The sequence below is a fragment of the Geobacillus sp. CCR genome, assembly GCF_052906625.1.
Genome location: NZ_JBREBQ010000022.1, coordinates 1 through 15,143 on the forward strand (window position 1 = coordinate 1; position 15,143 = coordinate 15,143).

Genomic DNA, 15,143 nt, shown 5'->3' on the forward strand with positions numbered 1-15,143 from the left:
CCCCCTCAAGATGAGATTTCCCACCGCGCAAAGCGGGTAAGATCCCTCGAAGATGACGAGGTCGATAGGTCCGAGGTGGAAGCGTGGCGACACGTGGAGCTGACGGATACTAATCGATCGAGGGCTTAACCAAGAAAAGCGCAGGCGAGCGGGTCGCCGCGACGGGCAAATGTTCTTCGCCTGCAGGGATGTTCACATCCCGAAGGCGAAGGTTATTTGACCCCGAGCGGCGGCGAGCCGGAGCTGGACAATGCGAAAAGCGCAGGCGAGCGGCTTCTTCCTGAGCACGGTTATCTAGTTTTGAGGGAATGAAAAAGTCTTGACAACAGGTCAACTTTCCTTATAACAAGACTTGTCCATTGTTGCCTAGTGGCTATGGCGGAGGGGAAACACCCGTTCCCATCCCGAACACGGAAGTTAAGCCCTCCAGCGCCGATGGTAGTTGGGGCCAGCGCCCCTGCAAGAGTAGGTCGTTGCTAGGCAAAATGGAAAGCACGTCTTTTCTTTCCTTGGAAGAAAAGGCGTGCTTTTTCATTTATTCGGCTGCTTGACGTTTTATTGTCCAAAAAAACGGATATTCTATAGTTAGTTTTCCTTCTTTGGTCACTCTTGAAATTTTCCGTAATACATTGTATAGTAAGAGTAAGGTCAAATATAGTCAAAGTCAACAAATAGGCAGTGGGGTGTCCTGGTCAGCGGACGGCCCATCGCCAGGCAGCTTGGTTGTAAGGAAGGTGGTAGGTAGAGTGCCGAACATTTCCGACATCATTGAGCAATATTTAAAGCAAGTGCTCAATATGAGCGACCAAGATATCGTTGAAATTAAACGAAGCGAAATCGCTAATAAATTCCAATGTGTTCCGTCGCAGATCAACTATGTCATCAATACGAGGTTTACCCTTGAAAGAGGGTACATCGTCGAAAGCAAGCGCGGTGGCGGTGGGTATATCCGCATTATGAAAGTGAAGACAAAGAGTGAAGCACAGCTTATTGACCAGCTGCTCGAGCTTGTCGGCCACCGCATCAGCCAATCGAATGCCGAAGATGTGGTAAAACGTCTCGTTGAAGAAAAGGTAATTTCGGAGCGGGAAGCGAAAATTATGTTAAGCGCTATGGATCGTTCTGTTTTATATATCGATTTGCCCGAGCGGGACGAACTGCGGGCCCGCATGTTAAAAGCGATGCTGACGTCGCTGAAATACAAATAGGGGGAGGGGGAGGCATTGATTTGCCAAGAATGCAAGCAGCGGCCGGCCACGATGCACTTTACAAAAATTGTAAACGGAGAGAAAACGGAGTTCCATCTTTGCGAGCAATGTGCCAGAGAGCATGGCCATATGTTTACGTTCTACGGCAATGATGATTTTTCACTCAACAACTTGTTGGCGGGGCTTCTTAACTTTCAAGCGCCGATGAAAGAGATGACGGCGAACGCGTTTCCGAACCCGGATGTACTTCAATGTGAGACGTGCCAAATGACATACCATCAATTCACACAAATCGGGCGGTTCGGCTGCGCTAACTGCTACCGGACGTTTGCACGCTACTTGCCGCCGATTTTGAAACGGCTCCATAGCGGCAATACCGCTCATTCAGGAAAAATTCCGAAGCGAAAAGGCGGCGTTCTCCATTTGCGCAAGCAACTTGCTATGTTGAAACAAAAGCTTCAGGAGCTCGTTGCTCGTGAGGAATTCGAGCGGGCGGCCGAGGTGCGCGACCAAATCCGCTCGTTGGAGGATGAACTGCGTCGACGCGGAGAGGGGGATATGTAAGCGGTATGTCGTTCGAGAAGTTTTTCAATACGGCGGTCAGCGCGTGGATGAGCCAAGAGGGGCCGGATTCGGACATCGTCTTAAGCAGTCGCATCCGACTGGCGCGCAACATCGTTGACTTTCGTTTTCCAACGCTGTTTAGCAGTGAAGAAGCGATGCAAATCGTCGCGTTGTTTGAACGGACGTTCGCCCATCGTTCTTACGGAGGGGCAGGCCGCTTCGAGTTGTTGAAAATGTCGGAGCTTCAGCCGATTGAAAAACGGGTATTGGTAGAAAAACACTTAATTAGTCCACATCTGGCTGAGGATTCGCCGTTTGGCGCTTGTCTGCTTTCGGAAAATGAAGAAATCAGCATCATGATCAACGAGGAGGATCATATCCGCATCCAATGCCTATTCCCGGGGTTGCAGCTTGCTGAGGCTCTCGAGGCGGCGAGCGAATTGGACGATTGGATTGAAGGGTATGTCAACTATGCCTTTGACGAGCGGCTTGGTTATTTAACGAGCTGCCCGACCAATGTCGGGACGGGATTGCGGGCTTCGGTGATGATGCATCTTCCGGCGCTTGTGCTGACGCAGCAAATTAACCGTATTATTCCTGCCATCAACCAGCTTGGGCTTGTTGTCCGTGGAACATACGGTGAAGGGAGTGAAGCGTTGGGAAATATATTCCAAATTTCCAACCAGATCACGCTTGGGAAATCGGAGGAAGACATTGTTGCTGATTTGCATACGATCGTTCAGCAGCTGATCGCCCAAGAAAGAGCGGCTCGTCAGGCATTAGTGAAAACTTTGGGCATACAATTAGAAGACAAGGTGTTCCGTTCATACGGCATACTGGCCAACTGCCGCGTCATCGAATCGAAAGAAGCGGCGCAATGTCTGTCCGATGTTCGCTTAGGGATTGATCTAGGATATATCAAGAACATCTCGCGCAACATTTTAAATGAGCTGATGATTTTGACGCAGCCGGGATTTTTGCAGCAATATGCCGGCGGGGCGCTTCGCCCTGAAGAACGGGACGTCCGCCGCGCGGCGCTGATCCGGGAGCGTTTAAAGATGGAGGAACGAAGAAAGATGGAGGGTGATGAACGATGATGTTTGGCAGATTTACGGAACGGGCGCAAAAAGTGCTGGCGCTGGCGCAGGAAGAAGCCATTCGCCTCGGCCATAACAATATCGGCACAGAACATATTTTGCTCGGCCTCATCCGCGAGGGCGAGGGGATCGCGGCTAAGGCGCTCATGGCGCTTGGGCTCGGCCCAGATAAAATTCAAAAAGAAGTCGAATCGCTCATCGGCCGTGGCAGTGAAGTGTCGCATACGATCCACTATACGCCGCGGGCGAAGAAAGTGATTGAGCTGTCGATGGATGAAGCGCGGAAGCTCGGCCATTCATACGTCGGCACAGAACATATTTTGCTTGGGTTGATCCGCGAAGGCGAAGGGGTGGCCGCCCGCGTGCTGAACAACTTGGGAGTAAGCTTGAACAAAGCGCGCCAGCAAGTGTTGCAGCTGCTTGGCAGCAATGAGTCGATGTCAGGCCATGGCGGCGGTGCTTCGCACGTGAGCACTCCGACGCTTGACAGCCTCGCCCGCGATTTGACAGCGATTGCCCGCGAAGGGCGGCTGGACCCGGTCATCGGCCGCAGTAAAGAAATTCAGCGCGTCATTGAAGTATTAAGCCGGCGGACGAAAAATAATCCTGTGTTGATCGGCGAGCCGGGCGTTGGGAAAACGGCCATTGCTGAAGGGTTAGCCCAACAAATCGTCAATAACGAAGTGCCGGAAACGCTGCGCGACAAGCGGGTCATGACGCTCGATATGGGGACAGTCGTCGCCGGAACAAAATACCGGGGGGAATTTGAAGACCGACTGAAAAAAGTGATGGATGAAATTCGTCAAGCGGGCAACATCATCTTGTTCATCGATGAGCTGCATACATTAATTGGCGCCGGTGGGGCGGAAGGAGCGATCGACGCGTCGAACATTTTGAAACCGGCGTTAGCGCGCGGGGAGCTTCAATGCATCGGCGCGACAACGCTCGATGAATACCGGAAATATATTGAAAAAGACGCCGCGCTTGAACGCCGCTTTCAGCCGATTTACGTTGATGAACCGACAGTGGAAGAATCGATCCAAATTTTAAAAGGGTTGCGCGATCGGTATGAAGCGCACCACCGCGTTTCGATTTCCGACGAGGCGATCGTGCAAGCCGTCAAGTTGTCCGACCGCTACATTACCGACCGTTTCTTGCCGGATAAGGCGATCGATTTGATCGACGAGGCTTGCTCGAAAGTGCGCCTTCGTTCGTTCACCGCACCGCCGAAATTGAAAGAACTTGAACAAAAGCTCGAGGAAGTGCGGAAAGAAAAAGACGCGGCCGTGCAAAGCCAAGAATTTGAAAAAGCGGCGTCGCTGCGCGATATGGAACAGCGGCTGCGCGAAGAACTGGAGGAAACGAAACGTGCGTGGAAAGAAAAACAAGGCCAAGAAAATTTGGAAGTGACGGTCGAAGACATCGCCGCGGTCGTCTCGAGTTGGACCGGCATTCCAGTATCGAAGCTCGCTGAGACGGAAACGGAGCGGCTGCTCAAGCTGGAAGAAATTTTGCATTCGCGTGTCGTCGGCCAAGACGAGGCGGTCAAAGCGGTCGCCAAAGCGGTGCGCCGCGCCCGTGCTGGCCTGAAAGACCCGAAACGCCCGATCGGTTCGTTCATTTTCCTTGGTCCGACCGGCGTTGGGAAAACGGAGTTGGCCCGAGCCTTGGCAGAAGCGATGTTTGGCGATGAAGACGCCCTCATTCGCATCGATATGTCCGAGTATATGGAAAAACACTCGACATCGCGGCTCATCGGGTCGCCGCCGGGGTATGTCGGTTATGAAGAAGGCGGCCAGCTGACGGAAAAAGTGCGCCGCAAGCCGTATTCGGTTGTCCTGTTAGATGAGATGGAAAAAGCGCATCCGGACGTGTTCAATATTTTGCTGCAAGTGTTGGAAGATGGGCGGCTGACTGACTCGAAAGGGCGGACGGTCGACTTCCGCAACACGATCATCATCATGACGTCCAACGTCGGCGCCGATGCGCTGAAACGGAATAAGTACGTTGGCTTCAACATTCAAGACGGGAACCAGCAATACAAAGATATGAAAAGCAAAGTGATGGATGAGCTGAAAAAAGCATTCCGTCCAGAGTTTTTAAACCGGATCGACGAAATCATCGTCTTCCATTCGCTCGAAAAAGACCATCTGAAACAAATCGTCCGATTGATGGCCGATACGCTCGTGAAGCGGCTGAAAGAGCAAGACATTGATCTTGAGCTGACGGAGGCCGCCATTGAGAAAATCGCCGCCGAAGGGTTCGATCCAGAATACGGTGCCCGCCCGTTGCGCCGCGCCTTGCAAAAGCATGTTGAAGACCGTTTGTCCGAAGAATTGTTAAAAGGCACGATCGCCAAAGGGCAAAAAGTCGTCGTGGATGTCAAAGACGGGGAGTTTGTCGTATTGTCGAAACAGGCGGTCGTGTGAGGGAAGAAAAGGCATGCGGCAGCTTCCTGCCCATGCCTTTTTTTCGTTGGAAAACGTTACAGAAAGGGTTAAGATCGATGGCGAAGAAGAAAACGAAGTTCGTTTGCCAAGAGTGTGGATATGAGTCGGCCAAATGGCTTGGACGCTGTCCGGGATGCCAAACATGGAATTCGCTTGTTGAGGAAATTGAGCAGGAGAAACCGACTGTGCGCGGCGCATTTCTTCATTCGGAGCGGGCGGGTTCGGCCAAACCGGTCCCGATTACAGCCGTGGAGGCGGTGCAAGAGCCGCGCATGAAAACGAACAGCGCGGAGCTCGATCGCGTGTTGGGCGGTGGAATCGTCAAAGGTTCGCTCGTTTTGATCGGCGGCGACCCTGGCATTGGCAAATCAACGTTGCTTTTGCAAACATCGGCGCAGCTGGCCGCCGCTGGGCATCAAGTGCTGTATGTCTCCGGTGAGGAATCGGTCAAACAAGTAAAGCTGCGCGCTGGACGCCTTCGTGCGGAGTGCGATCGGCTGTACGTGTTGGCGGAAGCAGATTTGGAATACATTGTGGCAGCGGTTGAAACGGTTCAACCTGCTTGTGTCATCATTGATTCGATTCAGACGGTGTATCGCACCGATATTTCCTCTGCACCGGGCAGCGTCGCCCAAGTGCGCGAATGCACGGCCGAGCTGATGAAGCTGGCGAAAACAAAAGGCATTGCCATTTTTATCGTCGGTCATGTGACGAAGGAAGGGGCGATCGCCGGGCCGCGCCTGCTCGAACATATGGTGGACACCGTTCTCTATTTTGAAGGGGAGCGACACCATACGTATCGCATTTTGCGAGCGGTGAAAAACCGTTTTGGCTCAACGAACGAAATCGGCATTTTTGAGATGCGCGACATTGGGCTGAAGGAAGTGGAAAACCCATCAGAAGTGTTTTTAGAAGAACGGTCGCGCGGAGCGGCTGGCTCGACGGTCGTGGCGGCGATGGAAGGGACGCGGCCGGTGCTCGTGGAAATCCAGGCGCTCGTCTCGCCGACGAGCTTCGGCAACCCGAGACGGATGGCAACCGGCCTTGACCATAACCGTGTGTCGCTTTTGATGGCCGTGCTCGAAAAGCGGGTTGGGCTGCTGTTGCAAAACCAAGATGCTTATTTGAAAGTGGCGGGCGGCGTGAAGCTTGATGAGCCGGCAATTGACTTGGCGGTCGCTGTCAGCATCGCCTCGAGCTTTCGCGATCGGCCGACGAATCCGGCGGATGTCATTATCGGCGAAGTCGGCTTAACTGGAGAGGTGCGCCGCGTCTCGCGCATCGAACAGCGCGTGCAGGAGGCGGTAAAATTAGGCTTTTCCCGCATCATTGTGCCAAAAAACAATTTAGCTGGCTGGCAGCCGCCAAAAGGTGTGCAAGTGATCGGTGTTTCGCATGTGGCCGAGGCGCTTGAGCATACAATGTGTTAATCGCTCTTTCACCTGCGCAACCCGCTTCTTCGCGCCCAAGGGGATATGAGCAATCAAAAATTCATCGCCTCTTCATTCTTAAGTGTTCAAGCAGAGGCATAAACAGCCTAAAAGGATTGAACCTTTTCGCTCTGATGTACGTAAAAAATAGTAGGGTGATCCGAAACAACTATGGCGTTTGGCCGGCGTTTTCCGCTATTGTTACAAGCAGATGTCGAATGTTCAAAAACGATTAAAAATTGCCTTCCAATTGGTTTCAAACATTGGAAACTGTTTATAATGTTAAATAGGGAGGTGAAGATGGGCTGATGGTCAAACGCATTGTGCAATTATTTTTCCTCGCCGTGGGCGGAACGTTAGGCGCCATGTTTTTTCCTGACTTGCTTAAGCTGATGAATGTGAGCGGCATGCCGCTTCTCAATAATTCTTATACGCTGGCGGTGCTGGGGGCAGTCGTTTTCTTTTTGTTGACGTTTTGGCTTGTCGATTATGTGGTCGACATGATTCGCTGGGTGGAGGAAACGCTCGTGAAGGCGCCGGCCGCCGACGTGCTGTTTGGCAGTCTCGGGCTGATTTTCGGTCTTATTATCGCGTTTTTCGTTGTCATGCCGTTGCAGTCGTTTCACATTCAAGTGTTGAATACGGTGTTGCCGATTTTTTTGACGGTGTTGCTTGGCTACTTAGGGTTTCGCGTCGGTTTAAAGAAACGGAATGAGTTGATGAACTTATTTTCCTTGTCCAACCGCATGGCGAAGAAAAAAGGTGGAGAAGCGGAAAACGAACCGTCAAAGGGCGGTGCTGTGAAAATTTTGGATACGAGCGTCATCATCGACGGGCGGATCGCAGACATTTGCCAAACCGGGTTTTTGGAAGGGCCGCTTGTCATTCCGCGGTTTGTGCTCGAAGAATTGCAGCATATCGCCGATTCGTCCGATGTGCTGAAACGGAACCGCGGCCGCCGCGGCTTGGATATTTTGAACCGCATCCAAAAAGAAATGGCGATGAAAGTGGAAATCCATGAAGCGGATTTCAGCGACGTCCAGGAAGTCGACAGCAAACTCGTCAAGCTGGCGAAGCAACTTCAAGGCGTTGTCGTGACGAACGATTTCAATTTAAACAAAGTATGTGAGCTGCAAAACGTGCGTGTTTTGAATATCAACGATTTAGCGAATGCCGTCAAACCGGTCGTGCTGCCAGGCGAGGAGCTGAACGTACACGTCATTAAAGATGGGAAGGAGCATAACCAAGGCGTGGCCTATTTGGACGACGGGACGATGATCGTCGTCGAAGATGGCAAAGAATATATCGGCAAACGGGTTGACGTTTTAGTCACCAGCGTGTTACAAACATCTGCGGGGAGAATGATTTTTGCCAAATTGAAACTGCTGCAAAAAGCGTTGTAAAACGAATAGGGGAAACGGCCAATGAATTACGAAGCGATTGTCTTGGCGGCCGGGCGGGGAAAGCGGATGAACGCCGGCATGAACAAGCAATTCCTTGAGCTTGGCGGTGAGCCGCTCATCGTTCGGACGCTGAACGTGTTTGAGCGCGATGAGTGGTGCACCCGCATCGTGCTCGTCGTCAACCCAGCCGAGCGAAGCCGATTTGAGCAGCTGCTCGCCCGCTTTCGCATTCGAAAAGTCGCCGCGCTTACCGACGGCGGCGAGGAGCGGCAGCATAGCGTCTACAACGGATTGCAGGCGCTCGCGGGGGAGGAGATTGTTCTCATCCATGACGGCGCCCGCCCATTTGTCCGCGTCCATCATTTGCACGAGCTAGTGAACGCCGCTGTTCAGTACGGGGCGGCGATCCCGGCAGTGCGGGTGAAAGATACGATCAAAAAAGCGAACGGTTTGTTTGTCGAACAGACGATTGATCGTTCCAGCTTGTGGGCGGTGCAGACGCCACAAGCTTTTCGTCTGTCTTTGATCATGGAAGCGCACGAAGCGGCGAAACAGGCTGGCTATCTCGGCACGGATGACGCCGGCCTTGTGGAGCGAATCGGCAAGCCGGTGAAGATCATTGAGGGGGATTATCGCAATATTAAGCTGACGACGCCGGAGGACCTTTTGTTTGCTGAGGCGATTTTGGCAAGCCGGATGGCCGAATAGATGGGGGTGGAGAGATGTTTCGCATTGGACAAGGGTTTGACGTCCATCAGCTTGTTGAAGGGCGTCCGCTGATCATTGGCGGCGTCACCATTCCGTATGAAAAGGGGCTGCTCGGCCACTCAGATGCCGACGTGCTGCTTCATGCGGTGGCGGACGCATGCCTTGGGGCGATCGGCGCCGGCGATATCGGCCGGCATTTTCCGGACACAGATCCGCGCTTTAAAGATGCCGACTCGGCTGAGCTGTTGGCGCACGTATGGGCGCTCGCTCGGCAGGAAGGGTATAGGCTCGTGAACGCCGACTGCACGATCATCGCACAAAAGCCGAAGATGGCGCCGTATATTGAAGAAATGAGGGCGGTGATCGCTCGGTTGCTGGAAGCCGAGCGCTCGCAAGTCAATGTGAAGGCAACGACGACGGAGAAGCTTGGATTCACTGGGCGGGAGGAAGGCATTGCCGCCCAGGCGGTCGTCTTGCTGCAAAAAAGCTAATGGAGCGGCCTTTGGCAACATCATTTGGGAAGGCCTCGTTCCCTTAATACATAAGCGCTTTGTTCGCCGTCCTGGCTAGGAGGTGTAAAGGGGGGGCGTCGGCGGCGTGGTGCGGCTTAGGCGAGAGCTGTCTGTTTTGAACTTTGCCGCGATAAACGGTACAATAATAGCACAAGCTTTGATGGAAGTGGAGGGTTTGGATGATGGCAAAAGAGGTGCGCGTGCGCTATGCGCCGAGCCCAACCGGCCATTTGCATATCGGCGGGGCGCGGACAGCGCTGTTTAACTATTTGTTTGCCCGCCATCACGGTGGAAAAATGATCGTCCGCATCGAGGATACGGATATTGAACGGAACGTCGAAGGCGGCGAAAAGTCGCAGCTCGAAAACTTAAAATGGCTCGGCATTGATTATGATGAATCGATTGATCAAGATGGCGGCTACGGGCCGTACCGGCAAACGGAGCGGCTCGATATTTACCGAAAATATGTGAATGAATTGCTTGAGCAAGGGCATGCGTACAAATGTTTTTGCACGCCGGAAGAGCTCGAGCGCGAGCGGGAGGCGCAGCGGGCGGCCGGCATCGCCGCTCCGCAGTACAGCGGCAAATGCCGCCATTTGACGCCGGAGCAGGTCGCGGAGCTCGAGGCGCAAGGGAAGCCGTATACGATCCGCCTGAAGGTGCCGGAAGGGAAAACGTACGAGTTTTACGATTTAGTGCGCGGCAAAGTGGTGTTTGAATCGAAAGATGTCGGCGGCGATTGGGTGATTGTCAAGGCGAATGGCATTCCGACATACAATTTCGCTGTTGTCATCGACGACCATTTGATGGAAATCAGCCATGTGTTTCGCGGTGAGGAACATTTGTCCAATACGCCGAAGCAGCTCATGGTATACGAGTATTTCGGCTGGGAGCCGCCGCAGTTCGCGCACTTGACGTTGATCGTCAACGAGCAGCGGAAAAAGCTGTCTAAGCGCGATGAATCAATCATTCAGTTCGTCTCGCAATACAAAGAACTTGGCTATTTGCCGGAAGCGATGTTCAACTTTTTCGCTTTGCTTGGCTGGTCGCCGGAAGGAGAGGAAGAAATTTTTACGAAAGACGAACTGATCCGCATGTTCGATGTCTCCCGGCTGTCAAAATCCCCGTCCATGTTTGATACGAAAAAGCTGACATGGATGAACAACCAATATATCAAAAAGCTTGATCTTGACCGGCTTGTCGAGCTGGCCTTGCCGCATTTAGTGAAAGCCGGGCGCCTGCCGGCGGATATGACGGACGAACAGCGGCAATGGGCGCGCGATTTAATTGCTTTGTATCAAGAGCAAATGAGCTACGGGGCGGAGATCGTCCCGCTGTCTGAGCTGTTCTTTAAAGAAGAAATCGACTACGAGGACGAGGCGCGTCAAGTGCTTGCTGAAGAGCAAGTGCCGGCTGTGCTTTCCACCTTCCTTGAGAGCGTGCGTGAGCTTGAGCCGTTTACGGCAGACGAGATTAAAGCGGCCATTAAAGCGGTGCAAAAGGCGACCGGGCAAAAAGGGAAAAAGTTGTTTATGCCGATCCGCGCGGCGGTGACGGGACAAACGCACGGACCGGAGCTGCCGTTTGCCATTCAGTTGCTCGGCAAAGAAAAAGTGATCGAGCGGCTGGAGCGGGCGTTGCAAGAAAAATTTTAATCGGCCTCTATGCACGTTTGCATGATGGATGTGGTATAATAATATAAAGTTTCGATGGAACAAGCGCATAAAGAAAAAGCGTTGACGAGGAGAAGTAGGAAGCATCGGCATCCCAGAGAGAGCCGCCTTGGCTGGAAGCGGCTTGTGTTCGGTGCTGTCTGAAGTGCGCCTCGGAGTCTCCTTTCGAACCGGAACAGAGACGTTCTGCAGTAGAGGGGAGCGGAGCATCTCCGTTATCGGAATCGAGTGAGCGAAACGGCGCCCCGTTTCGCTAAACAGAGTGGAACCGCGCCAAAAGCGTCTCTGTGTCTTCGGCACAGGGACGCTTTTTTATTCAAGACAACTTAGAGGGATGGAGGGAGGACATTATGTTTAAAACGTTAAAAGAGGATATTGAGGTCATTTTTGAGCAAGACCCGGCGGCGAGAAGCTATTTGGAAGTCATTTTAACATATTCCGGCCTGCATGCCATCTGGGCGCATCGGATCGCCCATGCGCTTTACAAGCGGAAATTTTACTTTCTTGCCCGCTTGATTTCGCAAATCAGCCGCTTTTTCACTGGCATTGAAATCCATCCGGGCGCGAAAATCGGCCGCCGCTTTTTCATCGACCACGGCATGGGCGTGGTGATCGGCGAAACGTGCGAAATCGGCGACAATGTCACCGTCTATCAAGGGGTCACATTAGGCGGGACAGGGAAAGAAAAAGGGAAGCGGCACCCGACGATCAAAGACAACTGTTTGATCGCTGCCGGCGCGAAAGTGCTCGGTTCGATTACGATCGGGGAAAACTCGAAAATCGGCGCTGGGTCGGTCGTGTTAAAAGACGTGCCGCCCAATTCGACCGTCGTTGGCATTCCGGGCCGCGTCGTTGTGCGCGACGGGGTGAAAGTGAAGAAAGATTTAAACCATACCGACCTTCCTGACCCGATCGCCGACCGGTTTCGGGAGCTTGAAGAGGAAATCGCCCGGCTGAAAAGCGAGCTTGAGGCATTGAAACAACAAGAAAGGAAGAACGAGTATGAGCAGCATCCGGCTTTATAATACGCTGACGCGAAAAAAAGAACCGTTTGAGCCGTTGGAGCCGAATAAAGTGAAAATGTATGTGTGCGGCCCGACCGTCTATAATTATATTCACATCGGCAATGCTCGGGCCGCCATCGTTTTTGACACGATCCGCCGCTATTTGGAGTTCCGCGGCTATGATGTGACGTATGTATCGAACTTTACCGATGTTGATGACAAGTTGATCAAAGCGGCCCGCGAGCTCGGCGAGAGCGTGCCGGCGATTGCTGAGCGGTTTATTGAGGCGTATTTTGAAGACATTCAGGCGCTTGGCTGCAAAAAAGCGGACATCCATCCGCGGGTGACCGAAAACATTGATACGATTATCGAATTCATTCAGGCGCTCATTGACAAAGGATATGCCTACGAAGTCGACGGCGACGTGTATTACCGGACGCGCAAGTTCCGCGAATACGGCAAGCTGTCTCATCAATCGATCGATGAGCTGCAAGCTGGGGCGCGCATCGAAATTGGGGAGAAAAAAGACGATCCACTTGATTTCGCCCTTTGGAAAGCAGCGAAGGAAGGAGAAATTTGTTGGGACAGTCCATGGGGGAAAGGGCGGCCTGGTTGGCATATCGAATGCTCGGCGATGGCGCGCAAATATTTGGGCGATACGATCGATATCCACGCCGGCGGCCAGGACTTGACATTCCCGCACCATGAAAACGAAATCGCCCAGTCGGAGGCGCTGACCGGCAAACCGTTCGCGAAATATTGGCTGCACAATGGGTATTTAAATATTAACAACGAAAAAATGTCGAAGTCGCTTGGCAATTTCGTGCTCGTTCACGATATCATCCGGGAGATCGACCCGCAAGTGCTGCGTTTTTTCATGCTGTCGGTGCATTACCGCCATCCGATCAACTACAGCGAGGAACTGCTTGAGAGTGCGCGGCGCGGACTCGAGCGCCTGAAGACGGCGTACAGCAATTTGCAGCATCGCCTGCAGGCAAGCACGAACTTAACGGACAATGACGAGGAATGGGTTTCGCGCATTGCCGACATCCGCGCCTCGTTCATCCGTGAAATGGACGACGATTTCAACACGGCGAACGGCATTGCCGTATTGTTTGAACTGGCGAAGCAGGCCAACTTGTACTTGCAGGAAAAAACGACATCCGAGAAGGTCATTCACGCGTTTTTGCGCGAGTTCGAACAGCTGGCGGACGTACTTGGACTCACCTTGAAGCAGGATGAGCTGCTTGATGAGGAAATCGAGGCGTTGATCCAAAAGCGCAATGAAGCGCGGAAAAACCGCGATTTTGCGCTGGCCGACCGCATTCGCGACGAGTTGAGAGCGAAAAACATCATTTTGGAAGACACGCCGCAAGGAACGAGATGGAAACGGGGATAGCACGCGATGATGGCGGAGTTTGAAACGGTCAACGATGTGAAGCAGTTAAATGGACTGGCGCTTGCCTATATTGGCGACGCCGTGTACGAGGTGTATGTGCGACGCCATTTGCTTGCTGGCGGCAGCGTGCGGCCGCATGAGCTGCATCGGCGGGCGGTCCGCTATGTGTCGGCGCGGGCGCAAGCGCAAGTGATTTTGGCGTTGCTTGACGAGGGCGTCCTGACCGAGGAGGAAAAGGACATCGTCCGCCGCGGCCGCAATGCCAAATCAGGCACAATCCCGAAAAATACGGATGTGCAAACATACCGGCATAGCACGGCCTTTGAGGCGCTCATCGGTTATCATTTTTTGGTTAATAATGAAAAGCGGGTTGATGAGCTGATCGGCCGTTCGTTTGCCATTATTGAAAGGGAAGAAAGGGCGTTGGAATGATGGACTACATTATCGGCAAAAATCCGGTCATTGAAGCGCTCAAAGCCGGGCGCGACATCAATAAAATTTGGATCGCGGAAGGGGCGCAGCGCCATACCGTCGAACCTGTGCTTGAATGGGCAAAGCGGCGGGGCGTGCTCGTCCAATATGTCCCGAAGCGCAAGCTTGATCAGATGGCTGAAGGAGCTCATCAAGGGGTGATCGCTCAGGCGGCGGCTTACCGCTACTATGAAATCGATGACTTGTTCGCTCGCGCCGCCGAGCGGGGCGAGGCGCCGTTTTTTCTCATCTTGGACGAGCTTGAGGATCCGCATAATTTAGGGGCCATCATGCGCACCGCTGATGCGGTCGGGGCGCACGGCCTCATTATTCCGAAGCGGCGTTCGGTCGGGCTGACCCAAACGGTGGCGAAGGCGTCGACCGGGGCGATTGAGCACGTTCCGGTCGCGCGTGTGACAAACTTGGCGCGGACGATTGACGAGCTGAAAGAGCGCGGAGTGTGGGTAGCCGGAACGGATGCATCGGCTCAAGACGACTACCGCTCGCTCGATGGCACGATGCCGTTGGCGCTCGTAATCGGGAGCGAAGGAAAAGGGATCAGCCGCCTAGTGCTTGAAAAGTGCGATTTCTTGTTCCGGTTGCCGATGCGCGGCCATGTCACCTCACTCAATGCCTCTGTCGCCGCCAGCCTGCTCATGTACGAGGTGTACCGGAAGCGGTATCCGTTGGGAGAATAGCTAATGAACATTTTGATTGTCGACGGCTATAACATCATCGGAGCGTGGCCGGAGCTGCGCCGGCTGAAAGAAGAGGGCGATCTGGCAGCGGCAAGGGATTTATTGATTGAAAAAATGGCTGACTACAAAGGATTCACCGGGGACCATGTCGTGATCGTATTCGATGCCCACCTCGTGCAAGGAAACGAGAAAAAGTATAAACATTACGACGTCGATGTCATTTTTACAAAGGAACATGAGACGGCCGATGAGCGAATTGAACGGTTGGCGAAAACATTGATGAATGCGCGCACAAAAGTGTATGTCGCTACCTCCGACTACACCGAACAATGGACGGTGTTCGGCCAAGGCGCCCTGCGCAAGTCGGCGCGCGAGCTATTGGATGAAGTCGAGACGGTTGAGCGGGACATTTCCCAAAAAGTAAAAGCGATGCGGCAGCGCACTCCGATCTCCAAAGTTCCGCTAAATGATAGAATTGCTGAAATTTTTGAAAAATGGCGAAGAGGAGAAAAATGAGCGGTTGACG

14 protein-coding genes, 2 rRNA genes and 1 other annotated feature are annotated in these 15,143 nt (G+C 53.1%); all 16 genes read left to right on the forward strand.

The genetic code is table 11. The annotated features are described in order from the left end of the window. Positions 1-133: ribosomal RNA gene (locus ACVBDQ_RS11920) — 23S ribosomal RNA — on the forward strand; the annotation flags it as partial. A gap of 232 nt (positions 134-365) precedes the next feature. Continuing rightward, positions 366-482, forward strand: a 5S ribosomal RNA gene (gene rrf, locus ACVBDQ_RS11925). A gap of 264 nt (positions 483-746) precedes the next feature. Continuing rightward, positions 747-1,208, forward strand: a complete 462-nt coding sequence (ctsR, locus tag ACVBDQ_RS11930) for a transcriptional regulator CtsR (protein WP_011229590.1) — start codon at positions 747-749, stop codon at positions 1,206-1,208. A 15-nt stretch (positions 1,209-1,223) separates the two neighbouring features. Continuing rightward, complete coding sequence (locus ACVBDQ_RS11935) at positions 1,224-1,772, forward strand: UvrB/UvrC motif-containing protein (RefSeq protein ID WP_011229591.1); 549 nt, start codon at positions 1,224-1,226, stop codon at positions 1,770-1,772. 5 nt (positions 1,773-1,777) lie between these two features. Further along, positions 1,778-2,869 carry a protein arginine kinase gene (locus tag ACVBDQ_RS11940; RefSeq protein ID WP_011229592.1) on the forward strand — a complete coding sequence of 364 codons (1,092 nt, stop codon included), beginning with the start codon at positions 1,778-1,780 and terminating at the stop codon, positions 2,867-2,869. Then, positions 2,866-5,298: an ATP-dependent protease ATP-binding subunit ClpC gene (gene clpC, locus ACVBDQ_RS11945; protein ID WP_011229593.1), complete on the forward strand. Its 2,433-nt coding sequence runs from the start codon at positions 2,866-2,868 to the stop codon at positions 5,296-5,298. The genes ACVBDQ_RS11940 and clpC overlap by 4 nt, the downstream gene beginning before the upstream one ends. A 77-nt stretch (positions 5,299-5,375) precedes the next feature. Beyond that, positions 5,376-6,749 carry a DNA repair protein RadA gene (gene radA, locus ACVBDQ_RS11950; RefSeq protein WP_013143974.1) on the forward strand — a complete coding sequence of 458 codons (1,374 nt, stop codon included), beginning with the start codon at positions 5,376-5,378 and terminating at the stop codon, positions 6,747-6,749. A 308-nt stretch (positions 6,750-7,057) separates the two neighbouring features. Then, positions 7,058-8,152, forward strand: coding sequence for a PIN/TRAM domain-containing protein (locus tag ACVBDQ_RS11955; protein WP_012820471.1), 1,095 nt, complete (start codon positions 7,058-7,060; stop codon positions 8,150-8,152). Positions 8,153-8,173: 21 nt separating this feature from the next. Then, a complete protein-coding gene (ispD, locus tag ACVBDQ_RS11960) occupies positions 8,174-8,860 on the forward strand; it encodes a 2-C-methyl-D-erythritol 4-phosphate cytidylyltransferase (RefSeq protein ID WP_012820472.1) in 687 nt (228 codons plus the stop codon). Positions 8,861-8,874: 14 nt separating this feature from the next. Next, the gene (gene ispF, locus ACVBDQ_RS11965) at positions 8,875-9,351 is read left to right on the forward strand and encodes a 2-C-methyl-D-erythritol 2,4-cyclodiphosphate synthase (RefSeq protein ID WP_013143976.1); all 477 of its coding nucleotides are present in this window, start codon (positions 8,875-8,877) and stop codon (positions 9,349-9,351) included. Positions 9,352-9,554: 203 nt separating this feature from the next. Next, positions 9,555-11,027: a glutamate--tRNA ligase gene (gene gltX / locus ACVBDQ_RS11970; RefSeq protein WP_011229598.1), complete on the forward strand. Its 1,473-nt coding sequence runs from the start codon at positions 9,555-9,557 to the stop codon at positions 11,025-11,027. A gap of 72 nt (positions 11,028-11,099) precedes the next feature. After that, positions 11,100-11,335, forward strand: a binding site (T-box leader). Further along, positions 11,333-12,070 (forward strand): serine O-acetyltransferase, encoded by a 738-nt coding sequence (gene cysE / locus ACVBDQ_RS11975; RefSeq protein WP_074043608.1) that lies wholly within the window; start codon positions 11,333-11,335, stop codon positions 12,068-12,070. It overlaps the preceding feature by 3 nt. Continuing rightward, positions 12,048-13,448 carry a cysteine--tRNA ligase gene (gene cysS / locus ACVBDQ_RS11980; RefSeq protein ID WP_011229600.1) on the forward strand — a complete coding sequence of 467 codons (1,401 nt, stop codon included), beginning with the start codon at positions 12,048-12,050 and terminating at the stop codon, positions 13,446-13,448. Before cysE ends, cysS begins: the two co-directional genes overlap by 23 nt. Before the next feature lie 6 nt (positions 13,449-13,454). Continuing rightward, positions 13,455-13,880 (forward strand): Mini-ribonuclease 3, encoded by a 426-nt coding sequence (locus tag ACVBDQ_RS11985; RefSeq protein WP_014194591.1) that lies wholly within the window; start codon positions 13,455-13,457, stop codon positions 13,878-13,880. Further along, positions 13,880-14,617 carry a 23S rRNA (guanosine(2251)-2'-O)-methyltransferase RlmB gene (gene rlmB / locus ACVBDQ_RS11990; RefSeq protein ID WP_011229602.1) on the forward strand — a complete coding sequence of 246 codons (738 nt, stop codon included), beginning with the start codon at positions 13,880-13,882 and terminating at the stop codon, positions 14,615-14,617. The genes ACVBDQ_RS11985 and rlmB overlap by 1 nt, the downstream gene beginning before the upstream one ends. Positions 14,618-14,620: 3 nt before the next feature. Beyond that, positions 14,621-15,133: an NYN domain-containing protein gene (locus tag ACVBDQ_RS11995; RefSeq protein WP_012820478.1), complete on the forward strand. Its 513-nt coding sequence runs from the start codon at positions 14,621-14,623 to the stop codon at positions 15,131-15,133. The last annotated feature ends 10 nt before the right edge of the window (positions 15,134-15,143 follow it).